The organism is Streptomyces sp. SP17BM10 (assembly GCF_036322405.1).
Lineage (GTDB): Bacteria > Actinomycetota > Actinomycetes > Streptomycetales > Streptomycetaceae > Kitasatospora.
Map to the genome: position 1 here is coordinate 1 of NZ_JAQYXB010000504.1, position 21,434 is coordinate 21,434.

Consider the following 21,434-nt stretch of genomic DNA (forward strand, 5'->3'; position numbering starts at 1 on the left):
CCCCGAACCGGGCCGACCCACCCCCCAACCCCACCCGCAACCACACACAGTCACCAAACCCGGACCACAGCCACCCCGACCCACACCCCCCGACAGGTCCAACCAAAGGTCCAGACAACACGGCATCCATGGCCATTCCACGCCCACCACAACCAACAGGTCACACCTCAGCGGTCCTTCACCGGGTAGAGCTTGGCGTGCAACACCCGCACCTCCCACCACGGGTCGGCCGGGGTGGATACCAGGGCGGCCATCTGCTCGCGCTTGGTCGGCGCGGGCAGCACCAGCGGCCCGAGTCCCTTGTCCTGGCGGTCCTGCTCGCAGCCGGGGCACTCCAGCCGGTCGGGGCCGGCCTTCTGCGTCAGCTCCAGCTCCGAGTCCTCCTCGCCGCCGATCGAGCCCCGGCACGTCCAGCACGGACGCAGCTCGGCGTTGGCGGCGCGGGCCTGGTGGAGGCGTTCGCGGGCGGCTGCGGCTTCCTTCTCCAGGTGCTCGAGGTGGCAGTCCCAGCAGCGGCCGCGGGGGCGGCGGGTCCAGTCCTGGCGGCCGTCGGGCCCGTACTCCCGGGTGGTCTCCTGCTCGGGGATGTTGCCGCAGTCGGCGCAGGCCAGAGCGCGCATCGCCTCTCGGTGCCGGCGTGCTGCCTCACGTTCTTCTTGGCGGGCTTTGTCCTCGCGGGCTTTCTGGCGCTGGTTGTAGGCGTCGCGGTTGTCGGGGTTGTCGAGGGCGTCCAGCAGGGAGTGGCGGCCGGGGCGGCCGTAGCGCCACCAGACGGGGCCGAGGGGGCCGTGCTCGGTCAGCAGGTCCAGGGTGGTGGCGATGACGGGGATGGCGTCGTCGTACTCGCGCCAGCCGTCGCCGTCGTTGTCGTCTCGGGGGGCGGTCCAGCGGGTGCCCTGCCAGCAGTCGGCGGACATCTGCGCGACCTTCTGCTGCCGGTTGGTCAGGGTGGTTTCGCTGGCGTCGGTGAAGACCAGGGCGACGGGCGGGTAGCCGGGTCGGGTGTGGCCGGGCCAGGTCCGGCGCCACCAGTGCACCATCCGGTCGGCCGGGTCCTTGTCGGCGAGCGCCGGGTCGCTGTCCTTGGCCTTGACCCGGAACAGCTCGCGGTAGGCGGGCAGCTTCGCGGCCAGGCGGCGCAGCGACATGGTGGAGCGGTCGACCTCGACCATCAGGACCGGCAGGCCGATCTCGGGGGCCTGCCACAGGGCGTCCGGGCGGACCTTGCGGCGGCCGCCGGGCAGGGTGAACTCCACCTCCGTGGCCCAGTCCTCGATCACCCCGACGCCGCCGGTCGCGCCCGGGGCGGTGCCGCCGAGGACGAAGGCGAGCACGCTCTCGTTGACCGCCATCGCGTGCTGTGCGCCGCTGCTGCCCGCGCCCCGCGCGGTGCCGCCCATCTCGGAGCGGGGCAGGCGCAGCACGTGGCCGGCCGCGTCCAGTCCAGCGGTGCCTTCCAGCCGCCAGATCTTGTCCCGGGTCTTGGTGTTGCCGTCGGAGGAGACCAGGTGCTGGCGGGCGAGGTCGTTCAGCGCCTGCCGGATCGCCTTGTTCGACATCGCGTCGGGAAGCAGCAGGCGCTGGAGCTGGTCGGCGGTGGCGACCTTGAGGACGCCGAGCGCGCCCAGGACCTCGGCGCGCAGCGCGCTGGTGCTGTCGTTGGCCTTCGGCTTGCCGCGCCGGACGGCGATCCGGTCGGCCGACTCGGGTCGGGCGGCGTCGGCCTGGCCGTGGTCGTCGTCGGGCTCGGCGGGGCTGGCGGGGGCGTGCACGGGCGTCTCCCGAGGTTCGTGGGCATGCGTGGTGTTCCTCCGGGATATCCGGCCGCTGTGACAGCCGTCGAGCCCGTTCCGGGCCCGCGCGCCGTGCCCTGGCCCGGCCCCTCTCTCGGCGGCCGCGGCGGCCGCCTTTCCACCACTCGCGCGGACGGCTCCAGCCGGACGCGAAGAAAGAGAAAAGCCCGCCGCAGGCGCACATCCCGAACCGAACAGACGACACAAGCCAAAACCAAAAGCAAAAGACGGGAGAAGAGGGATGTCGAACCCTGGCCGGGCCCCGGATCTGGGCCCTGACGTGCCCATTCTTCCGTCTCCGGACCACCAGGACCGGTAGGAGGCGTGGTAGAGGAAACGGTAGAGGGAACGGAAGCGCCCCGGCCAAACTCACCGGCCCGTCAAGGTACCCGGTGAGCTTCCTTGACGGCCTATCAAGGAAACTCACCGGGTACCTTGACGGTCATTCCAGCAGGTCAGGACGCTACACACGGGCCCGGCCGCCAACGTTGGTGAGGACCGGATAACGGACCGGTTTTCGGACCGGTTAGAAAACCGGTTAGAACGCCGGATACCTTGGTAGGCACAGTTACAGGATCGTTATGCAAGACCAACCTTGGTATCTAGAAATCCGGTGAGTTTCGTGGGGTTTCATTCCCCGAGCACGGGATCGCCCCGTGCACGAAACCCGAAGGAGTGCCTTCGTGACCGGGGATCTGGAAACCGACCACGACGTCCTGGTGACGCTCGCCCGCTTCACCCTGGCCACCGCCGAACAACTCCACCAGCTCCACGGCGGGCAGGCCGGCCTCAAGCAGACCCAGAAGCGGCTGACCCGCCTGCACACCGAGGGCCTGGCCGGCTTCATCACCCTGCCGCAGGCCGGACGGGCGAAGGCCTGGCACCTCACCGCCGCCGGCGCGAGCGCCACCGCCGCCTTCCCCGAGACGCGCCACCCCGACGGCACCAGCGCGGCCGCAGCCGCCGAACCGGACGCCCTGCGCTACGGCCGCAGCCACTTCCTCAACCTCGGCCGCATCCACTGCGCCTTCGTCACCGACGCCCGCACCCGAAGCGAGGACTGCGGGCCCCTCGACCTGACCCCCGCACCCGAGTACCGCGCCGAAGACGGGCAGGTGTACCGGCCCGCCGCCGAACTCGCCTACACCGCCAACCTCGACGGCACCCGGCTGCGGCTGCGCGCGTTCGTCGAACTCCACCGCCCCGACACCGGCACCGAGCCCATCGCCGGGCAGCTCGCGGCCTGCGCCCGCCTGTGGGAACAGGGCGGCCCGGACAGCACCGGACGGGCCTGGGAACGCCTCTGGAAGGCCTTCCCGCGGCTGCTGGTCGTCCTGGTCAACACCACCGCCGCAGAAGCCCGCACCGCGGTGGCGGACCTGCGCCTGGCCGCCGAGGAGCGGCCGGTGGTCGCCGAGATGCTGGCCGCCGTCCCGACCGGTGCCGCCCGGATCGAGGACCTCATCCAGCGCGGCCCGTCCGCGCCCATCTGGCACCCGCTCGGTGCTCAGGCTGGGCGGCCGTGCGGGTGGACGGATCTGTAGGTGCCGGGTGGGGGCGGCGCGGTGACCTACCGTCCGGGGCGGGAGCCGAGCCAGCGGGTCAGCCACCCGCGGCGCCTCACCCGGACCGGGTTGCCGGTGGTGCTGTCCGTCATGACCGGTACGGGGCCAGCGGCGCGGCGGCGTCGTCCGCGTCGTCGGGCAGTTCGGGTAGCGGCCAGGACGGATCCGGTGCCCAGGTGGGCCAGTCGGCGGCGAACGGGCCGGTGCGGTTGTCGAGCATGGTGATCGCCCGCCCGCAGGCCCGCTCGACCTGGTGGTGGAGGTAGTCGTCGACCACGCCGAGGCGGCGCAGCTGGCTGTACTCCTCCCGGTCCTTCCAGTAGTGCCCCGACTGGTCGGGGGTGACGACCAGGTCCAGGCACAAGTCCAGGGTGTCGATGCCGATGCCGGGCCGACGCTGGTAGGGCATCTCGAAGTTGACGTACCAGCGCAGCGGTTCCTTCGTGACGGCGTCCTGGAAGCAGTGCACCGAGAACCACTCGCCGACCAGGAAGTGCGACAGGAGCTCGGTGCCCTCCCACCGGTACCGGCCGAGGGTCCAGGTGCCGGCCGCCAGATCTTCCAGGCCCTGCTTGCGGGTGGTGTCGTCGCCCGTGCGGGTCGCGGTGATCCACGTCGTGGGTGCCAGGCTCTCGATCCCCGGCCAGTACGCCAGCGTCAGCACGTGGCCGGTGTCCGCGACCACCCGCTGGGGCATCGCGGTCCACACCCGGCCGGCGTGGACGTCGCGGCGCACCACGGTGGTGCCGGGCTGGAACAGATCGGTGTCGGTCACGGAGCCAGTCTTCCCCCGCGCGGTGCCGGGAAGTCCGCTCGATGGTGTGACGGCGGCTCAGGGCTCGACGATGCGCCGAGCCTATCGGCGCCGGTCGGCCGCGCGGGCTGGAACCGCTCGATCACCTGGCCGGCCCCACGTTCGGCAGGCGGGCTCGTGCCAGGTCGTCCGGACGACCATCCCGCCTGGCGTCAGGTGCTCGCTCGACCAGGTCCGGCAGCACGGGCCGCCGCCCGGCCGGGCTGGGGCCGGCGGCCATCCGGCGCGGGCCGGGAAGGCGGGCGCGGCCGCAGTGGGCGAGGCCGGACGGCGGCGACGGTGGCGGGGCCGGGTAGGAGTCGTCATGCCGAAGGCTCTGCCCGCCCGGCCGCCGCGCCGAACCCCGCCGCCACCCGGACGGCGTACCGCAGTCCGTTCTAACCGGCCACTGACCTGCGGCGACATGCGAAACTCACCGGCCCCGGGGCGAAACTCACCGGGGCGGGCGGGCAAACTCACCAGCGGCCCCGGGGCGAAACTGACCGCCCCGGGGCGAAACTCCCCACCGCAGGTCAGCGGGGGTGCCCAAACTCCCCACCGCAGGTCAGCGGCCCCGCGGCGGGGAGCAGCGGGTCAGGCCCGGCGCCACCAGGAGCCGGTGCGCTTGGCCTCGGCGGCCGCGGCTTCGGCTTCGGCGGCGGCCCGCTCGCGCTCGGCGGCCTCCCGCGCCTTCCGGTCCGCTTCGGCCTGGCGGCAGTCGGCGCACAGCCCGTCGTCCATCCAGGCCCTCTCCTTCTCGGCCCACCGCTCGTCGGTGAACTTCGCCGAGCAGCGGCGGCAGGACGGGCGGTAGCGCTCGCGCTCCTGCCGCGCCCGTTCCCGGCGGGCCTGCTCGGCAGCGACGCGCTCGGCTTCGAGCAACTGGTCGCCGTCCGGGTTGTCGAGCGCCTGGCTGAGGGTGTGCCAACCGGGGCGGCCGAGCCGGCGCCAGATCGCAGCGTCGGCCCCGCGGGTGCGCAGCAGCGGCAAGGTGGTGGCCACGACCGGCAGGGCGCGGTGGTAGTCGCGGGCGGTGATGCCCTCGCCCCGGTACGGCGGCGCGTACCAGAGGTCCTCGGAGGCGGCCTCCACCGCCCGGGCGCGGCGCAGCAGCCGCTGGTGGTCGGTCTTCGCCTTCTCTTTCCTCTCCTGCGGGGTGAGCGGGGCCGTGCCGGGGCGGCGGGTTCGCTTGCGGCCGGCCTCGAAGATGAGGGCGACCGGCGGCAGGCCCTCCCGGCCGGTGGCCGGGTAGAGGGCCGGCCACAGCCTCAGTTCGTGGGTGCGCTCCCTGGCGCGGTCCAGCGACTTCTCGAACGCGGTCTTGGTGGCGCCCTTGGCCGGGAGCTCGCACCAGGTGCGGTAGGTGGCCAGCTTGGCCACCAGCGTGCCGACGCCCTCGTTCTCCCGGTCCACCTCCACCCACAGCAGCGGCACCTCGGCGCCGGGGTCGCGCAGCACCAGGTCGGTGAAGAGCGAGCGGCGGCCGGGCAGCGCGTGCTCGACCTCGGTGGAGAACGCGACCAGGTGCCCGATGCCGCCCTTGGCGAGGAGGCCGGCGACGGTGGCGACGTCCAGCGCGTGCTCGGAGAACACCGCCGCCGATCCCTCCCGCTCCGGACGCAGCGCCGACAGCTTCGCCCCCGCCGGCAGCAGACCCGCCGCCTCCCGGTGCCCCGCCCGCGTCAGACACCACAACTTCCGCCCGTCCGGCAACCGCAGCTCCTCCCGCACCCTCCCTGCGTCCCGCAGGTCCAGCAGCGCGTCTCGCACCGCGCGATCGTTCGCCTGCCCCGCGCACGCGAGCATCCAGATCTCACGAGCGGTGCAGCGCTGAAACAGAGCCAGCGCCACCAAGACCCCCGCTCGCACCGACGACGTCGAACCCCGCTTCCACCGCACATCAGCAGCGGGCAGAAGAGGGTTGTCGCCACGCCCCGCACCCCTTGACCGGGGCCGCTGGCCTGCCGAAACGCGGGCAGAGGCCGGATCGGCCGTGGAGGTGGAGGCGGAGGTGCCGGCGGGGGTGAGGCCGGGCGGGTTGTCCCGGTCGGGCGAGGCCTCGCCCGACCGGTCGGCGAGGTGCTCGGCGCCCTGGTCGCCGTCGTCCGGGTCGGGCGCGGCGAGCGAGGTAGTGGTCATCGGGTTGGCCTTCCGTCAGCAGGAGGCCGGGAGCGGCGTGGTGGCCGGCCCGGCACCCGGACCGGCGCCCGGGTGCGGCCGACACTGCACACCACCCCCTTGTCCGCGGCCTGGCCACACCCCTTGTCCGACCCCTTGTCCAGCGTGTTGTCCTGTCCGATTCGCCCCGGTCAAGGGCCTTGTCCTCCCGGTATGTCCGTGACCGACATCACAGACCGTCAGGCCGCGCGCCCAGGCGCCGACGCGCACGGTGCGGTGCGCGCGGACCGCGCGGCGCGGTGCGGTCCGGTGCGGACGCAGGACGCGCGGCGCGGGGCAGGGTCCGGTGCGGACGCGGGACGCGCGGCGCGGGGCAGGGTCCGCGCGGCAGTGCGGCGGTGCGCGGTGCGGTGCGGTGCGGTGCGGGGACCGCGCGGCCAGTGCGGTGCGGTGGGTGCGGTGCGGTGGGTGCGGTGGGTGCGGTGGGTGCGGTGCGCTCTGCGGGTCGCCGTCGCGTAGCCCTTTGTCCAGGGGAAACGCGCCGTTGTCCAGGGGAAACGCGACCCTCACCGGCACGGCCGCAGGGCGGTGCGGCTGCGCGCGACGCACTCTGCAGGGCCTGTCCATAGGCGCGCCGCGCGCTGCTGGGACTGTCCATCGCGCGCGGGCCGGCGCGCGGTGCGGGCGCGGGCCGCATGGTGCGGTGCGGTAGCGGCGCGACTACCGCACCGGCCTTTGCGGGTGCGGTGCGGAAGCCGGCGCGGTGCGGTGCGGGTGTGCGGGTGCGGACCGCGCGGTGCGGAGCGGTCGGCGCGCGGAACCCGCGCGGTCTGTCCATAGGCTCGCCGCGCGCTGCTGGAGCTGTCCATCGCGCGCGGCCGCGTCGGCCGGCCCGGCCTACCAGCGGGTGAGGTCTTCTCCGAGGGCGCGGCGCAGCAGGGCGAGGGCGGCATCGGGGCCGGGGCAGAGCAGGGGTTCGCCGCTGGCGGCGTCGGCGACGATGCTGCTGTCGATCAGGGCGGTCCAGGTGCCGCGCTGGACGTCATACTCCTCGATCCAGCCGACCGGGCGGCCGCCCTGCTGCAGTTCCTGGACGCCCGGGTGATGGGGCCAGATGAGGTGGATCAGGCCGTTGGCGAGGGCGTAGCGGGTCGGGATGCCCAGGCCGCGGTCGGAAGGGACGGTCCAGCCGGTCGGGCGCTTGAGGGCCAGGCGCGGCACGCCGGCCACCGCCTGCTCGGCGGCCAGCCGGGCGGCGTACGAGCGCTGGAGGGCGTCCAGGGCGTCGCCGACGGTGCGGTGGGTGCGGGCTCCGCTGTCCTTGTCGGTCAGGATCACGGCGGCCTGCTCGCCCTGGTGTGCGGCGGCGATGTGCCCGGCCACTCCCCACGGGCCGTCCGGCAGCGGCGCGGTCCAGCCGATCGGCCGGCCTTGGTGGAGCAGCTGGTGGACGTCCTCGGCCTGCGGGTCGTCCCAGGAGGCCGCCAGCCAGCCCTCACCGAGCGTGGGGCTCAGGTCGTAGAGGCGGTCCGGCTCGCCGAACCGGATGCTCGGGTTGGTGCACGCGGCCCGGCGCAGCGCCTCAAAGGTCTCCGCCCGCTGCTCGGCCGCGGCGGGTGCCGGCACCCCCGCGGGCGCCCGGAATTCGGACCGGTCCGAAACCACCAGGGCCGCCCCGGTGGCCGCAGTGGCCGCCTTTTCGGACCGATCCGAAACAGCGGCCGCGGCCGGGGCTGCCACCTGGTCGGGATTTTCGGACCGATCCGAAACAGCCGGGACGGGCTGCTCGGCCAAGACGTCCGGGTCGACGCGAGCCAGGACGTCCGGGCGCCTCAGCATCTCCTCAGCGCGGCGCAGCTCGCGCTCCCGAGCGGTCAGGCCGGGCCAGCGGACCTCGTCCCGCACGTCCTCGGCGGCCTCCGACGCCCGGGCGGACAGCGAGGCGTACGCGGTGTGGAAGGCGTCGTACGCGGCCACCGGGTCGGCGTCCACCGCGTCCAGGAACGCGCGGACGGCGTCCACGGCCGCCTCCGCGCACCGCAGCACCTCCGCCCGCGGGCCCTCGCCGGACCGGACGGCGTCGGCCTTGAGCTTGTCCCGGGCCGCCTTGGACTTGCACGCCGTCGAGCAGTACTTCGAGCGGCGGCCGCGCTTGCCCGGCTCCGGCGCCCGCACCGTCTTCCCGCACCCCACCCGCAGGCACACCTCGCCCGACGCCACCTCGAACAGCACGTCAGAGGTGCCGGAATTTCGGACCGATCCGTTTTGCATGCCCGGATCGTAGCCTTGACGATCCCGCAGGCCACAGCCCAATTCGGATCGGTCCGAAACTCCCGGCCATCCGGGCGGCCGTCAAGGAACCCCGATTACGGACCGGTCCGAATCTCCCGAGCCGCTGCACCCGGTGCAGCAGCACGCAGCGCTGCACCAGTGCAGCGGCGGGGCTGGCTACTGCTGCACCCCCTGCTGCATGTTGTCCCGCTGCCCGGTGCAGCAGCGCCGCATGTTGTCCCGTCACCGGCCGTAGCCGCCTGCCCCCTTGTCCTGCTGCACCGCACCCCCTTGTCCTGGGTTGTCCCGCGCTTCTGCCCCTGGTTGTCCCGCTGCGCATGCGCAACGCCTTGCGCAGCACCCTCTGCGCATGCGCAACGGTCCGCTCGCCACCGTGCGCATGCGCATCCCGGCCGGGGCCAGCCGGTGCGCAACCAGCCCGTCCGGCCACCCGGCGAAGGCCTGCGGCATCCGCGACTGCGATGCCCGTCGCACCGCGCCCACCTGCGGCATCGCACTCGACGCACAGGGTCCGCACCCGTCGTTGCGCAAGGCGCGCCCGCTGGTTGCGATCCGCATCGCAGCGTCGCACCCGGTACCGCCCGTTGCGCAGCCGCGGTTGCGCAGGCCGTCGCAGTCGCAGCGCCGAGGTGCAGCACGCGCGCTGCTACTGCACCGCCGAAAGCAGCGGCGGGTAGCAAGGGTGCCCTTGCTGCACCGGGGACAGCAGCATGCCCGGGTGCAGCAAGGCATGCCTTGCTGCACCCGCTGCTGCCCGTGACCGGGCGGGGCCCGCACCGGTTGCACCCGGCATGAAGACCTCTGCGCTGTCCGCGCCGCCGCTGCACTCCCCCGCCAACGACGGCGACGACCAGGCGCAGCGCGCGGCCGAGCTGGCGGCGCTGCACCGGGCCGCCGACGCGGGCGAGGCAGCGGCCGGGTGGGTGCGCGAGCTGGCCGGCCGCCAGGTCGAGGAGGAGCACGGCCGGCTGCTGGAGCGGGTGGCCGAGGCGATCGTGAAGGCGAGCAGCCGCGAGATCATCCCGGGCAGCGACGGCCTGCTGACCGAGGAACTGCGCTACACCCTGGCGGCGGACGTGGTGCTCGGCTCCTCGCACACCACCGGCACGCTGCCCGAGCTCCACCCCGGCGAGCGGATGCCGCTGATCGCCGTCTGCGCGATCGCTGCGACCTTCCCGTCCTGCGTGCTCGGCGACCTGGCCCGCGAGCTCGAGGTGCTGGCCGCCGAGATGGAGGCCGCCACCGACGCCGGCCGCGCCTGCGCCGAGACGCTGGCCGAATGAGCCGGACTGCCCGGCGCGGACTCGCCCCGGACGCCGCCGGACGGGCGCTGGCCCACACCGTCCGCCCGCCCCGCACCCGGCTGCCGTGGTCGCCCGCCGCCCTCGAAGCTGAACTGCACACCGTGCTGGCCGCCTACGAGGAGCGGGCGGCCGTGTGGCGCGAGGCCTTCGAGGACCTGGACGACGACGTCCTCGCCGAGGCCGCCGTCGAAGCCAGGGCCTTCGGCGCCGACCCGGCGGCCGCCGTCGACGGCCTGGTGCGCGGCCTGCTCGGGCAGCTCGCCGACTGGCAGCAGGCGATCGGCGAGCTGGGCTGCGCGCTCACCACGGCGATCCACGGCCGGCCGCTGCCCGACTGGGCCGCCGACGCCGGCCGCACCGAAGACGTCCGCTGGCGCCGGGCCCGCGCCGCGCTGCTGGAGGCCGTCGCCCGCCACCACCACGGCCACCTGCCCGCCGAGGCCTGCGGCGACCGGCCGTGGTGATCACCACCGTCCGGCGCGCGGAAGAATGGGCCCGGTGACCAGCACCCAGCCGCGCGGCATAGGCTCCCTGATCCCCACCCGTACCCAGGCGACGCCCGGCGAGAAGGCGGCAGCCCAGCTCCTGCACCTGCGCGAGGCGACCGTGCCGGTGCCGGTCCTCGCCGCGGCCGCCGAGCTGATCGCCGCACAGCTGGAGGACCCGGACCCGGCCACCCGCGACGCCGCTGGCGCCGTCCACGCGCGCCTGCTCGCCGCCATCGAGGACGCCGCACCCGACCGGTAGCCGCCGGATGTCCCAGCTCTTGTCCCAGCATCCCCGCGAAACGCTCCCACCAGGCAAAACAGGGTGAGACAGTCCTAGGACAGTCCCACATCCGTCCCAGCAAAACGCCCGAAACGGACACCTGAGACACGGCTAGGACAGAGCTGGGACAGCCCTGTCCCAACCGGGCGAAGGCAACGCGACGGCGTAGATGTCGCCCGAACGGCCGATCGCCGATCCGGCCTGCTGCTCGTTCTTCGCGGCATGGGCAGGATGAAGCAGAACAAGCCGCGCCGGGCCAGGGCCGACGGCGTGCAGCACTTCCTCGTGATGGAGGAGCGCTACGACGACGGTGGCGTCTTCAAGTGCCAGTGGCCCGAAGACTCCCTGGAGGAGTACGTCCACATCATCATGCGGATCCGGGAGCTCGCGGCCGATCGCAACATCACCCCGCACGAGGCGTTCCTGCTGGTCATGCACGCCAAGTTCGGGCTCCCTCAGACCGAGTGGGTGCACGAGCACACCTGCCCCGACGACTGCGCCGACTGGATGGCCGGCCGCCCCGGCGCCCGCGACCTCTTCATCCCTCACCAGTGCCCGCCCAGCTGGGACCTGATCGTCTCCCCCGCGTAGCCGCGCTCCCCGCGCACGCACCAACGGACGAACCCACCATCAGGGAGGCCTCGATGAAGCTCGCCTACTTCCGCCCCGTCCCCGTCGGCGCCTGGCCGTTCGAGAACATGACGCTGTGCTCCCGGGAGCTGCCGGCCGAGGCCGCGCACTGGAGCCGCGGCCGCGCCCGGCAGGCCGGCCTGGCCTGCGGAGCGTGCGGGAAGGTCGACTTCCGCCGCGACCGCAAGGACGACGACCCGGCCACCCTTCCCTTCGAGGTTCCCGGCCCGGACGGCGAGCTGCGTCTGGAGTGCGGCGGGTGCCGGCCCGAGTTCGTGGACCCCGCCGCTGTGCCCGCCCCCCGGCCCGGCGCCGACGATCTCCTCGAGGCGGCCCGCACGATCCTGCACGGCTGCGGCTTCGACCTGCGCGAGGACGGCTTCGCCATCACGCCCCGCGAAGCGCCGTGCGGCTGCGACAGCCCGTTCGGCGGTCTCCAGCGCGCCGTGCTCGCGGCCCAGGGCGTCGCCGTGCCCACCGGCGTCAGCGACGCTGAGATCCGCACCGTCAACGTCATCAACACGATCGCCGACCTGTACCGGCGCACCTCCTGCGCCGGCCCCCTGGTCGTCCACCACGACGGCGCCGCCGAGTGCCACCACCCCGGCTGTCCCGGCCTGCTCGCCACCGCCCACAGCATGGAAGCCACCGACCCCTGCTCCATGCACCCCGACCCCGAACGCGGCGTCACCTGCCCCCGCTGCTCCACAGAACCGGCCCCGTCCGGCGGCCGGTGCGGGAGCCACAACAGCAGCTGACCCCGGTCGGCGGCCTTCCGCTCGCGCGGGTTTCCGTTGTTCCACGAACGGCCACTCCGCCGGGCGATAACGTGAGCGCGCAGGCACCGACCGTGGCCATCGCGGTTCGCTGGAAGGGGAGTTCGGATGAGCAAGCAGGCCCTCGCCTACGTCCAGGGGCTTCGCATCGGTGACGAGACCACCCGGCAGGTGTTCCTGCTGCTCGCCGAGCACACGAGGCAGACCTCCTGGGCCGAGGACCCGCCACTCGTGCTGGGGCTGGAACTCCACGACCGCGACATCCCCACCCACGCGGCCCGGCTCGGCATCACCCCGGAAGAGTTCCGCCGGCAGCTGCGCCTCCTCAGGACGACCATCCCGATGGACGTCCTGGAACACCGCGCCGAAGGCGTGTGGGAGATCGTCTACGGCCCGTCCTACACCACCCCGGCACCGCCGCAGCCCGCCCGCCGCGTCGCCGAACCCGGCGCACCCGCCGGCCCGCTGGAAGTCTTCTCCATGCCGGGCTGGGACAACTACAGCACCTGGGGCTGGGAGACGGGCCTGGGTCACCTGTACGCCCAGATCATCCACAACGACGACGACCCCGACGCCGAACCCCGGATCTGGATCACCCCGCCCCGGTACGTACTGCGCACCGTTGACGAGCTCGCCTCCGCCATCGCCGAGGCCATCGCCCCCTACTACGTGAAGGTGCCGCCGCCGGCCGCGGTCATCAAGATGTGGCTCACCAAGTAGCGAAGGCCCACCGCCACCCGACCGACCGCGTCCGACGGGCGGGGCTGAACCGCGGAACTGCCCTCGTCAGAGGGGATGTGCTCCGGCAGCCAGTACGCCACGATGACGCGATGGACGACAGCACCCAGGCAATGGTGGACTTCCTGCGCAACAAGTACCGCGACCGCATCCATACCACCGAGAGCATCCACAACGCGGTGGTCACCGGCCGCATCCCCGCCATCGACGGCGACCGCCGCAAGCACGCCGAGCTCACCCTGCAGTCCGTCCACGAGGCCCAGTCGATGCTGGAGCTGTTCGAGACCACCATCGTGGCCCACCTCGGCACCGCCGGCCCCATGGGCGCCATCGCCGAGCAGCAGCTGCGCATCCTCGCCCGGCCGTTCCTGTAGCGGGCCCGGAGCGGTTCTCCCGGCCGGCCGCGCGGGAATGAGCCGTACATGGAGGAGGACCATGAGCAGGCCGGGACGGTCGACGCGGCACGCGCCCGGGAACTGACCGAGCAACTGCGCACGGCGATCGAGGACGTCCGCGCCGCCGTCCTGGTCCTCGCCCGCCGGGTCCGCGCTGCCCACCAGGCCCGGGTCTGGACCGTGCTCGGGCATCCGTCGTGGTCGGCGTACGCGCTCGCCGAGTTCGGCATCGGTCGCTCGACGGCGTACCGGCTGCTCGACCTGGCGGCCGTCGCCGAGGCGATCGAGGACACCGTGCAGGCGGAGCTCGGGGTGTCCCACACGTGGGACAGTACCGACCTGGTCCTGCCGGTGCGCGCGGTCGTCGACCTCAAGGGCCGCACCGCGGAACTGACCGATCTGATCGCCGAACGCCTCACCGACGCCCACCAGGCCGCCGGCGGCGCCGCGCTCCCGGCCGAGGCGGTCGGCGGGATCGTCGCCGCAGCGGTCGCCGAGGTCCGCGCCCGCCCCGACGTCCCGGCCGCCGAGCTGGCGACCGGACCTGTCCCGGACGGTATCACCACCGAGGCCTGGCGCCGCCACGTCGCCGCCGGCCGCGATGCCATCAGTCAGCAGCGCGCCGCCGAACTCGGCATCGGCGCGCTCGCCCTCGAAGTAGTGCCGGCCTACGTCTCCGACCGCCAGGCCGAGAACAGCGGACTCGCCCGCCTCGCGAACGACATCGGCCTCACCACCGACCGCCTGCTGGCCTGCCGCCGCTACGCCATCTCCGGCGACGTCCGCGCGATGGACGGCTGGTAGAACCGCAGGCCAGCGACGAAGGTCTTCTACTTTTGGGCCCTCATTTGAGGGCCCAAATTTGAAACCGTCGCAGGTCAGAGCGCTGCGACGTAGCGGCTTCTACCTGGCGGCGAACTCCGGCGGCCTGCCGGGCAGCCGGTCCGCTCCGCCCGGCTGGAGGGCCAGCGCCGCGGCGTAGTGGGCGTCACCGAGCTGCTTGAACAGCCGGGACGGGATCGGGGCGAAGTCGGGATCATGTCCCGGTTCCGGGTGGACGTAGTAGAGGAAGGCGACCGGGCCGCGCAGCCGGCGCGCCTTCGGGCGCAGGTCCGGGTCGGCGATGGTGTCCAGCATGTGCTCGGCGTACGGGTTGGCCTCCCGGGGTGACTGCTCTCGGACCATGAGGCACAGGCCGTTGCGGGAGATCGGGATCTGCGACAGGGAGACCGATTCGCCCATCTTCGTGTCGCCGCAGACCTTCGCGGTGACCAGGGACTGGCTGGCGGTGTCGTAGCGGATCATCGAGTGCCGCACGAAGAGCACGTCGCCGTTCGGTTGGACGATCGCCGCCAGGTAGGAGTCGATCCGGTCCGCGCCGGCCTGCTCGGCGGTCTCCACGAAGCGGGCGGCCGCGCGCAGTCGGCGGGCACGCACCTGCGGGTCGGTGGCCTGGGCCGCGTCGTTGAGTTCGGCGACGGCGTCGAAGAGGTCCTGCTGTCCCCGGTCCTGGCGAACCCGGGCGGTGAACTCCTGGATCACCGCGGCAAGGCGGCCGATCCGTTCGGCGTCCTCGGGCTGCGGTTCCCGGTCGGCCCAGCGGCGGGCGAGAGCGGCGAACTCCTCCAGGTAGCCGGCGCCTTCGAGGGCTTCGTGATCGTCCATGGCGCTGAGGCTACCGACCAGGAGATGGGGCGTCAGCAGAACGGATCACCCGCTGTCGGACCTACTGGTCTGGGTTGGAGAAGGTCAGGCCGCCACCCGCGAGGGGGCGCCGGGCCGGGGCGAGTGCGGCCACGGTCTCGCCGGGCGGCTGGCGGAAGTCGGCCCCCTGCTCGACCGGCAGCAGCCGGCGCCCGCCGGACTGGGCGGGCACGGGAGCGTCGGCGGTGGGCTCGGAGAAGCGCAGGGAGAGCCTGCGGCGGTCAGTCATGATCACAGTCTCGCAGCTCGAACCGACCGGTGGGCCATAGCGCTATCACCGGTGGTAGTGCTTTGGCCCTACCTGTAGGGCCAAGGAGAGAGGGCCCGGGCGGGTGCCCGGGCCCTCTCCTTTGTGTTCCGGCCGACCGCGTCAGGCTCGACGGGCCTGGTGTTCGCCGTCGCTGCCAGCGCGGCGCAGGGGAAGGACGTTGTCTCCCCCGCCGGCCTTCGCGGTGAGGCGGTAGTACGGGCTGCTGTCGCTGACCTTCTCCAGCCAGCCGGAGCGGGTAAGCGCGAGGCGAAGACGGGAGAAGAGGCTGGGGTTCATGTCGATCTCGGCCGCGAGGTCCTGGCCGGTCGCCATGACAGCGCCAGTGCGCTCGTTCTGCTCGGAGCTGGCGTAGAGGATGACCACGACGCGCTGGTTGGGCGGCAGGTCGGCCGTGCGCTTGAGCATGGCCTTCACGTCCTCGGCGGACCTGATCTGTGCCATGGTCACTCTTCCTCTCCAGCGGCGGCCTTGCGGGCCCGCTTCGGCTTGTCCTTCTGCGGCGGAACGTACGCGGGGATCTCCGGCGGGTTCCAGTCCCTGATGGCCGTGCGCTGCTCGAACGCGCTTCCCTGGTGGGTCAGGTAGGGGGTGACCCGGAAGAAGCGGTTGCGGCCGATCGTCTTCACGTGCAGCAGCAAACGCAACTTGTTGAGCTTAGCGACGTTCCGGCTGAGGGCCTTCGGGTCCATCTTGAGCCGGGCTGCGATCTCGGTGATCGTCAGCTCGACGTGCATGTCCGGGCCCGGGGTGTTGGCCAGCCACCAGATCAGCACCCGGGCCTCGCGGTCGGTGATCGTCTCGACGGCCTCCGCGATCCCGTTCATCCGGGAGTTGTCCACGGTGCTGTAGCTACCGGCGTACCCGAAGTTCGTCGTCGGGACGACGTTGCCCTCGGCGTCGTAGCGCTTGGGCGACCCGGCTGCTCGCGCCATGGGCTCTGCTCCTCACTCCAGCTCAAATCGGGGTGCTGTGGGCATGACGGTGCAGAACGGCTCAGCAGCACCACCGGTAAATATACTAACAGTGCATGCACTCATGGTGCATTTAGGTTGCTGGGGACACCACCAATATGACCCATGAGTGCATGCACTCAAAGGTCATTTCGGTGATCCTGGGATCACCACTTGGGGATCGCCGGATCACCTGAGGTGATCCCAGGATCACCAACGAATCGACGTTTCCGCAGGTCAGTGACCTAGACGGGCGTGCACCTCTTGTGTGGTCATTGACGTGCGGAACGCGCACCCCCTGCACATGACCGTCCGTGACGTTCACCCGCATGACTTCCCCCGGTCCGGCGTGTCGCCCTCGGCGGTGGTCGGCAACGAGGCCTCCGGCAGGAGTCCGACCCGTGCCGCTGCCGCCGCCCGGCCTTGGCGCCGCCGCCGACACCACCACCTGGTCGGCCGGGCTGTACTGCGCCGATCACGAAATCGCGGCTGCCGCCGCGACCGGGCCTTGACGGCCCTTTCCGCGCTCATCCATCACCAGGCAGGCACCCGTGCCGAGTTGGCGCAGCAGTACCGCTCGGTGGTGATCAGCCGGTCCCCGAGGTCGGGCGACAGTCGCGTGCCGGTCGTCCAGGTGGTGCGCAGCGATCTCGTGCAGGTGGGTGGTGACCTGGGCCAGTGCTCGGTGGTGGGCAGGTCGGCGGCAGCGGGGCAGGCCGGTACGGCAGGTGCCCTGGCCAGGCACGGGCACCCGCCACCTGGCGAGGGGCAACTGGACAGGACGGACCGGCCACGGTCCGGCCGGTGCGGTGACGGGCCGACGGCGGGGCCGGCCACGGCCCTGACGGCGGATCCGGCGGCGCAGTCCAGGCGGCAGCGAAGGATGGTCCAGCGCATCCGGGCGCTGGCCAGGGTGCGGTAGCGGAGCGCGCCGCGCCCAGCCATCTGCATGGTCAGGTCCGCGTGGATCACCAGGTTGCGCCCCGGCCCCGGCTCCCCGCGGCAGGGCACGCGCCGCCACCGGCCGGGCGGGGAGAGCGAGGGGGCGGAAGCCCGGATGGACTCATGGTCCATTTTGGGGGACACCACAATCACCAAAATGAACCATGAGTCCATCCGCCACGGGCACAGGCGCGGCCGCACTTCATGTGACGTGACCCCAGGATCACGTCACATGTACGCCGGCCCGCCGAGGCCCGGACCCGGCTTGACCCGGGAGGGCAGGTACCGCCGCCGGCCGGGTGGGGAGACCGAGGGGCCGTGCCTTAGTCGATACTGCGATGTTCCGCGCGGAAGTGCGCACTAGTGCTAGGTTCGGCGTATGGACACCTATCCGATCACCGAGGCCCGCAACAAGCTGGGGGCCCTGGCGCGGCAGGTCAGCGCCGAACAGAAGCACATCGCCCTCTCGGACCGAGGCCAGACCATGGCCGTCCTGATCAGCCCGGCCGAGCTGGAGGAGCTCGAGTACCACCGGGCCACCGCCGACTACCTGGCACGTAAGGCCCGCGGCGAGACCGGGCCGGCCGTTCCCCACGACGAGGCCCGCCGCCAGGTCCTCGGAGAGGCCTCGTGACCTACAGCATCGTCTGGGAGCCCGAGGCCCTGGCCGTGGCGCAGAAGTACGCCGCCGGCGACCGGGCCGGGATCCAGCAGGTCTTCCAGGCCGTCGACCTGCTCGCCGACGACCCCCGGCCGGCGGGTGCCTTCACGGTCGGGAGCAGCGGGATCTACCGGATCCAGGTGGGCTTCTACCGCGTCCAGTACGAGGTCTACGACCAGACGGTCACCGTGACCGTGTTCCACCTCGGCCGGGCCTGACCGCGCGAAGGCGACGAAGCCGGCGGAGACACGCACTGTGTCTCCGCCAGCTTCGTTGTGTGGCTCGATCGTTTGCTGTTCAGCCCTGGACGCGGCGGGCGTATGCCTGGGCGTTGGCCTGCAGCGGTACGGCGGCGCCCTTGGTGGCGGCTCGGACCTGGAAGTCCCGCACCAGGGAGATGGCGAGGCCTCGGAGCCGGTCCTCGCCCAGCTCGCGCGCGACGTAGTAGTCCACAAGGTGCTGGAGGGCTTTCAGCTCGCCGCCGGTCACCGTGATCTGGGTCCTCGTGTCGTCGGCGAGGATGGCCCGGCTGGCATGGTCCAGGCATGCGTTCATGCGCAGGTCCCTGATCCGGTGCTTGCCGCCGCGGTATTCGAGGCCAGCCACCGCTTGCAGTTGCTTCACGAGGCCGGGCAGGTCCCTTCCCGGGCGCCGGTAGAGGCGACGGTCGGGGTAGCCGGCGGCGAGGACGTCGGTCGAGGCCTCGGTGAAGAACTCCACCACAGCCTTGGGGCTGGGGGTGAGGCCCGCGTTCATCCAGCGGGTGGTCTCGGTGCCCTCGAACGTCCCGGCGACGTTCCAGCCGGAGATCGCCGACCAGTACAGCCCCAGGTCTTCGAAGCCCTTGCCGCCGCCGAACCGGCGAGCGACGTCGAACGGGAAGACCAGTCGGCCTTCGTCCAGGATGTCGGAGAGGTCCTTGGGTGTCTCGGTCCACTCGATGCCGTGGAAGCTCACGAGGACCGTCCCGATCGGATATCCGGCGGTGAGCAGCAGTTCGGCAACGTCGGCGAGGTACTCGCCGAAGGTCTTCTCCAGTGTGCTCAGCAGCTTGGGGTCGACGCTCTCCCCGTCAGTGGTCACGTGCAGTCCTCTCGTGAAGCGGGTGTGGCCGCGACAGCTTCCCTGATCAGGCTGACGTGTCGTCAGCCCTGGCGTCCTGGAAATACGTGGAATAGCCGGTCCGCGCAAGGCGGAACAGCACCGGTCACGCGGCACCGCTGAGGGTCATCGGCTGGCGGGCGGTGCGCAGCGGGACGGCGTGGCCGCGGGCGACGGCGAGGGCGGCGTGGTGGCGTGCGAGGGCTTCGCGGGCTCGGGTGGCTCGGGCCAGGACCTCCTCCTCTTCGACGCAGGGGCGATGGGCTCCCTCGGGTTCGCGCAGGCGGTTGTAGTGCTGGCGCAGGATCTCCTCGCGGGCGGCGGCTTCTTCGTCGAGCGCCGCCTGACGGGCCTGGGCCTGGTCGCGCATCTGTTGGCGGAGCTGCTGGTAGGCCGGGCTGTCGGCGAGCGGGCGCGCGGCCGCGGTCGGGGTCGAGGCCGGGTGCTGCTGGGCCGGGGCGGCGGTCGGTTCGACGTCGGGTGCCGGGCCGGCGGTGGTGGCGCCGACCCGGATCTCGATGGCGCGGACGGTGTCGGGCCGGTTGGTGTTGAGCGTGGTGAGGAGCTGGCGCTGCTCCAGGCGCAGCTTGGTGGCCCAGGCCGGGGAGTCGCAAGTGATCCGCAGGGTGCGGGTGTCGGCGTTGAAGCCGGCCGGGAACCAGTGGAGGGCTTCCTCCGCGCCGACCAGCTGGGCCCAGTTGTTGCGCATGGTGCCCTGTGCGGTGCCCAGCGCCCAGCCCTGGGCGGCGGCCATGGCGGGCACGACGGAGGCCAGGGTGGACGGGTCGCGGGCGTCCCGGCCGGCGCGGGCGATCTGCTGGCGGGTCGGCGCGGTCTTCTTCAAGGGGGCGTTGCCGTTGAGGCGGGCGGTGCGTCGGGCGGCGCGCAGCGCGGTGCGGGCCAGGTCGGCGCCGCCGGGCTCCTGGGTGGTGCTGGTCATGCGGTGAACCTCCTGACGGGGATGCGGGCGTGCTCGGCGGCGTCGGCGAATCGGGCGTCGCCGGTCATCGGGTCACTCCGAGCTGGACGTTCGGGCTGGCGGCGAGCTGGGAGTACCGGGCGACCAGGTCGGTCCCGAAGCGGTCGAAGGCCTGGTCGCCGGCGGCTTCCATCTGGGCGAGCGCGGCCGCGGGCAGGTAGGCGGCTTCGAGCAGGTCCTGCCTGGTCGCGGGCGCGGTGGTGGCGGCCGCGCCGAACAGGTCGGCCATGAACTCCAGCTCGCTGGCGAGCTCCTGGACGGCGACCACGGAGGAGTCGTCGACCCGCACGGCGGCCCGCTCGGCCACGGCCTGGTCGTGCTGCTCCTGCTCGACGTCCTGGCGCAGGGCGTGCGCGATCAGCGAGTGCGGCCGCTCAGGGCGCCACAGCACCCCGGCGCACCCGTACTGAGCTGCGATCTCACCCAGCCAGGCCACCGCGCGCTGTTCGCCCCAGCCCCGTGCCACGACGTCGTTGAGGACCCAGCGCAGTTGGTCGTGGCTGGCCTGGCGCACCCACGGCACCCGCCGGTACGCGACCTTGGCGAGCTGGTCGCCTGCCGCCATCATCGCCGCCGTGACGACCTGCCCGAGCACCGTGCGACGCCGTTCTCCGGCCTGCCGCGCAGCGCGCTTCTTCCTGGTGCTGGACGTCTTCTCACGGGCCGTGCCCGTAGTTTTTGAATCACGCACGGAGGGAGAGCTCAGGCAGTCAGTGGTACCACCCTCCATTGGGGTGCAACGAGTGGTCCTGACGGGCTGCCCGGCACGGCTGTGACGAGTGGTGCGACGGGAACGGCGCAGGCGCTTCGAGGCCTTCTTCCCGAGCTCCGCGATCACCGACCGGCCCTCCTCCGAGATGCCCGTCATCCGGCGCTCCAGGCCCTCGCCCGCGGTGCGGATGCCGAGCGCCTGGTCGTAGCTGACCGGGATCAGCCGCTCGTACTCCGAGGCCAGGCAGGTGACCCGCTTCTGACCGGGCATCATCGGCAGCCGGGTGCCGACCGAGCGCCAGGCCAGCAGGCCGGTCGCCTGGAGGATGTCCCGGTGGTACTGCACGGTCCGCCGGCTGCACTTCAGCTCGCGCATCAGGTACGGGATGCTCGGCCGGCACGGCGTCAGCTTCGACAGCACCTCGGCCAGCCGGACCGTGGTCTCACAGAAGTTCGGGCGACGCGGCGGCGGGACGTAGAGACCGGCGCCGTGCACCCAGTGCACCGCCTGCATCCACGAGTAGCCGTCCAGCGCGACCCGCCCCGCCGTCCCGGACACCAGCTGGTGCTCGGCCGGCACCCAAGCCGCCCGGGTCGAGACTCCCACGGTGACGTCGGCCTGCTCCTGCCGCTGTCCAGGAACGACCGGACCGGCCGGAAGTACATGGTTCGGACCCGATCGTGTGACACCCGGGACACCACCCATAAGAGTGATGTGCGTCACATTGTCGACAGCGTGCGCGGCGGGTTCGACAACCGGTCCGCTAACCGGTCCCTGGACGAATGCCAAGGCAGCAAGGGGGGAGGAGAGATCTCCCCCCTCCCTCCCGGCATCCTCCGAGCTCAAACCGGGGACACCACCTGCCGCCACGGGGACACGGCGGGACTGGAAAGGGGTCCTGACCTGCTGCAAAATGACAAAGCCTCCCTACGGACACGTGGG

23 protein-coding genes are annotated in these 21,434 nt (G+C 72.5%); 11 read left to right on the forward strand and 12 right to left on the reverse strand.

Annotation, left to right across the window (positions count from 1 at the left end):
- Positions 1-167: 167 nt before the first annotated feature.
- The gene (locus PUR71_RS08785; protein ID WP_329925816.1) at positions 168-1,772 is read right to left on the reverse strand and encodes a replication-relaxation family protein; all 1,605 of its coding nucleotides are present in this window, start codon (positions 1,770-1,772) and stop codon (positions 168-170) included.
- 704 nt (positions 1,773-2,476) lie between these two features.
- Here PUR71_RS08785 and PUR71_RS08790 point away from each other — a divergent pair.
- On the forward strand, positions 2,477-3,337 hold the full coding sequence (locus tag PUR71_RS08790; protein WP_329925817.1) for a replication-relaxation family protein: 861 nt from the start codon (positions 2,477-2,479) through the stop codon (positions 3,335-3,337).
- A gap of 109 nt (positions 3,338-3,446) precedes the next feature.
- Here PUR71_RS08790 and PUR71_RS08795 read toward each other — a convergent pair whose 3' ends face one another.
- The 3 genes from PUR71_RS08795 to PUR71_RS08805 form a co-directional block, all read right to left on the reverse strand.
- Positions 3,447-4,133, reverse strand: coding sequence for a DUF402 domain-containing protein (locus PUR71_RS08795; protein WP_329925818.1), 687 nt, complete (start codon positions 4,131-4,133; stop codon positions 3,447-3,449).
- A 612-nt stretch (positions 4,134-4,745) separates the two neighbouring features.
- Positions 4,746-5,921, reverse strand: a complete 1,176-nt coding sequence (locus PUR71_RS08800; protein ID WP_329925819.1) for a hypothetical protein — start codon at positions 5,919-5,921, stop codon at positions 4,746-4,748.
- Between the two features lie 1,245 nt (positions 5,922-7,166).
- A complete protein-coding gene (locus PUR71_RS08805; protein WP_329925820.1) occupies positions 7,167-8,540 on the reverse strand; it encodes a hypothetical protein in 1,374 nt (457 codons plus the stop codon).
- A gap of 812 nt (positions 8,541-9,352) precedes the next feature.
- On the opposite strand from PUR71_RS08805, the gene PUR71_RS08810 reads away from it, so the two are divergent.
- From PUR71_RS08810 to PUR71_RS08845, 8 genes are all read left to right on the forward strand, one after another.
- Complete coding sequence (locus PUR71_RS08810) at positions 9,353-9,844, forward strand: hypothetical protein (protein ID WP_329925821.1); 492 nt, start codon at positions 9,353-9,355, stop codon at positions 9,842-9,844.
- On the forward strand, positions 9,841-10,329 hold the full coding sequence (locus PUR71_RS08815) for a hypothetical protein (RefSeq protein ID WP_329925822.1): 489 nt from the start codon (positions 9,841-9,843) through the stop codon (positions 10,327-10,329). Before PUR71_RS08810 ends, PUR71_RS08815 begins: the two co-directional genes overlap by 4 nt.
- Positions 10,330-10,363: 34 nt before the next feature.
- Entirely contained in the window at positions 10,364-10,612 is a 249-nt protein-coding gene (locus tag PUR71_RS08820; RefSeq protein ID WP_329925823.1) for a hypothetical protein, read from the forward strand.
- 252 nt (positions 10,613-10,864) lie between these two features.
- Entirely contained in the window at positions 10,865-11,224 is a 360-nt protein-coding gene (locus tag PUR71_RS08825; protein WP_329925824.1) for a hypothetical protein, read from the forward strand.
- A 53-nt stretch (positions 11,225-11,277) separates the two neighbouring features.
- The gene (locus PUR71_RS08830) at positions 11,278-12,021 is read left to right on the forward strand and encodes a hypothetical protein (protein WP_329925825.1); all 744 of its coding nucleotides are present in this window, start codon (positions 11,278-11,280) and stop codon (positions 12,019-12,021) included.
- Between the two features lie 126 nt (positions 12,022-12,147).
- A complete protein-coding gene (locus PUR71_RS08835) occupies positions 12,148-12,759 on the forward strand; it encodes a hypothetical protein (protein WP_329925826.1) in 612 nt (203 codons plus the stop codon).
- Between the two features lie 110 nt (positions 12,760-12,869).
- On the forward strand, positions 12,870-13,151 hold the full coding sequence (locus PUR71_RS08840; protein ID WP_329925827.1) for a hypothetical protein: 282 nt from the start codon (positions 12,870-12,872) through the stop codon (positions 13,149-13,151).
- A 48-nt stretch (positions 13,152-13,199) separates the two neighbouring features.
- Entirely contained in the window at positions 13,200-13,976 is a 777-nt protein-coding gene (locus PUR71_RS08845; protein WP_329925828.1) for a hypothetical protein, read from the forward strand.
- Between the two features lie 99 nt (positions 13,977-14,075).
- Here PUR71_RS08845 and PUR71_RS08850 read toward each other — a convergent pair whose 3' ends face one another.
- From PUR71_RS08850 to PUR71_RS08870, 5 genes are all read right to left on the reverse strand, one after another.
- On the reverse strand, positions 14,076-14,837 hold the full coding sequence (locus tag PUR71_RS08850) for a hypothetical protein (RefSeq protein ID WP_329925829.1): 762 nt from the start codon (positions 14,835-14,837) through the stop codon (positions 14,076-14,078).
- Positions 14,838-14,898: 61 nt separating this feature from the next.
- Positions 14,899-15,105 carry a hypothetical protein gene (locus PUR71_RS08855; protein WP_329925830.1) on the reverse strand — a complete coding sequence of 69 codons (207 nt, stop codon included), beginning with the start codon at positions 15,103-15,105 and terminating at the stop codon, positions 14,899-14,901.
- Positions 15,106-15,246: 141 nt separating this feature from the next.
- A complete protein-coding gene (locus PUR71_RS08860) occupies positions 15,247-15,588 on the reverse strand; it encodes a replication initiation protein, RepL2 (RefSeq protein WP_329925831.1) in 342 nt (113 codons plus the stop codon).
- Positions 15,589-15,590: 2 nt separating this feature from the next.
- Positions 15,591-16,079 carry a helix-turn-helix domain-containing protein gene (locus PUR71_RS08865; RefSeq protein WP_329925833.1) on the reverse strand — a complete coding sequence of 163 codons (489 nt, stop codon included), beginning with the start codon at positions 16,077-16,079 and terminating at the stop codon, positions 15,591-15,593.
- A 552-nt stretch (positions 16,080-16,631) separates the two neighbouring features.
- Complete coding sequence (locus PUR71_RS08870; protein WP_329925834.1) at positions 16,632-17,069, reverse strand: hypothetical protein; 438 nt, start codon at positions 17,067-17,069, stop codon at positions 16,632-16,634.
- Between the two features lie 349 nt (positions 17,070-17,418).
- Here PUR71_RS08870 and PUR71_RS08875 point away from each other — a divergent pair, with 349 nt between their 5' ends.
- Together PUR71_RS08875 and PUR71_RS08880 are read left to right on the forward strand one after the other, a co-directional pair.
- The gene (locus PUR71_RS08875; RefSeq protein ID WP_329925835.1) at positions 17,419-17,673 is read left to right on the forward strand and encodes a type II toxin-antitoxin system Phd/YefM family antitoxin; all 255 of its coding nucleotides are present in this window, start codon (positions 17,419-17,421) and stop codon (positions 17,671-17,673) included.
- Positions 17,670-17,918, forward strand: coding sequence for a type II toxin-antitoxin system RelE family toxin (locus PUR71_RS08880; RefSeq protein WP_329925836.1), 249 nt, complete (start codon positions 17,670-17,672; stop codon positions 17,916-17,918). Before PUR71_RS08875 ends, PUR71_RS08880 begins: the two co-directional genes overlap by 4 nt.
- A gap of 79 nt (positions 17,919-17,997) precedes the next feature.
- On the opposite strand, the gene PUR71_RS08885 is transcribed toward PUR71_RS08880, so the two are convergent.
- The 3 genes from PUR71_RS08885 to PUR71_RS08895 form a co-directional block, all read right to left on the reverse strand.
- Positions 17,998-18,783: a hypothetical protein gene (locus tag PUR71_RS08885; RefSeq protein WP_329925837.1), complete on the reverse strand. Its 786-nt coding sequence runs from the start codon at positions 18,781-18,783 to the stop codon at positions 17,998-18,000.
- 124 nt (positions 18,784-18,907) lie between these two features.
- Entirely contained in the window at positions 18,908-19,741 is an 834-nt protein-coding gene (locus PUR71_RS08890) for a DUF721 domain-containing protein (protein ID WP_329925838.1), read from the reverse strand.
- 64 nt (positions 19,742-19,805) lie between these two features.
- Positions 19,806-21,071, reverse strand: a complete 1,266-nt coding sequence (locus tag PUR71_RS08895) for a hypothetical protein (RefSeq protein WP_329925840.1) — start codon at positions 21,069-21,071, stop codon at positions 19,806-19,808.
- Positions 21,072-21,434: the final 363 nt, after the last annotated feature.

Coding starts and splice junctions, on each gene's coding strand:
- PUR71_RS08805 (WP_329925820.1), bottom strand. CDS start 8,540: ATGCAAAACGGATCGGTCCGAAATTCCGGCACCTCTGACGTGCTGTTC.
- PUR71_RS08810 (WP_329925821.1), top strand. CDS start 9,353: ATGAAGACCTCTGCGCTGTCCGCGCCGCCGCTGCACTCCCCCGCCAAC.
- PUR71_RS08815 (WP_329925822.1), top strand. CDS start 9,841: ATGAGCCGGACTGCCCGGCGCGGACTCGCCCCGGACGCCGCCGGACGG.
- PUR71_RS08825 (WP_329925824.1), top strand. CDS start 10,865: ATGAAGCAGAACAAGCCGCGCCGGGCCAGGGCCGACGGCGTGCAGCAC.
- PUR71_RS08830 (WP_329925825.1), top strand. CDS start 11,278: ATGAAGCTCGCCTACTTCCGCCCCGTCCCCGTCGGCGCCTGGCCGTTC.
- PUR71_RS08835 (WP_329925826.1), top strand. CDS start 12,148: ATGAGCAAGCAGGCCCTCGCCTACGTCCAGGGGCTTCGCATCGGTGAC.
- PUR71_RS08840 (WP_329925827.1), top strand. CDS start 12,870: ATGGACGACAGCACCCAGGCAATGGTGGACTTCCTGCGCAACAAGTAC.
- PUR71_RS08845 (WP_329925828.1), top strand. CDS start 13,200: ATGGAGGAGGACCATGAGCAGGCCGGGACGGTCGACGCGGCACGCGCC.
- PUR71_RS08850 (WP_329925829.1), bottom strand. CDS start 14,837: ATGGACGATCACGAAGCCCTCGAAGGCGCCGGCTACCTGGAGGAGTTC.
- PUR71_RS08855 (WP_329925830.1), bottom strand. CDS start 15,105: ATGACTGACCGCCGCAGGCTCTCCCTGCGCTTCTCCGAGCCCACCGCC.
- PUR71_RS08860 (WP_329925831.1), bottom strand. CDS start 15,588: ATGGCACAGATCAGGTCCGCCGAGGACGTGAAGGCCATGCTCAAGCGC.
- PUR71_RS08865 (WP_329925833.1), bottom strand. CDS start 16,079: ATGGCGCGAGCAGCCGGGTCGCCCAAGCGCTACGACGCCGAGGGCAAC.
- PUR71_RS08875 (WP_329925835.1), top strand. CDS start 17,419: ATGGACACCTATCCGATCACCGAGGCCCGCAACAAGCTGGGGGCCCTG.
- PUR71_RS08890 (WP_329925838.1), bottom strand. CDS start 19,741: ATGACCAGCACCACCCAGGAGCCCGGCGGCGCCGACCTGGCCCGCACC.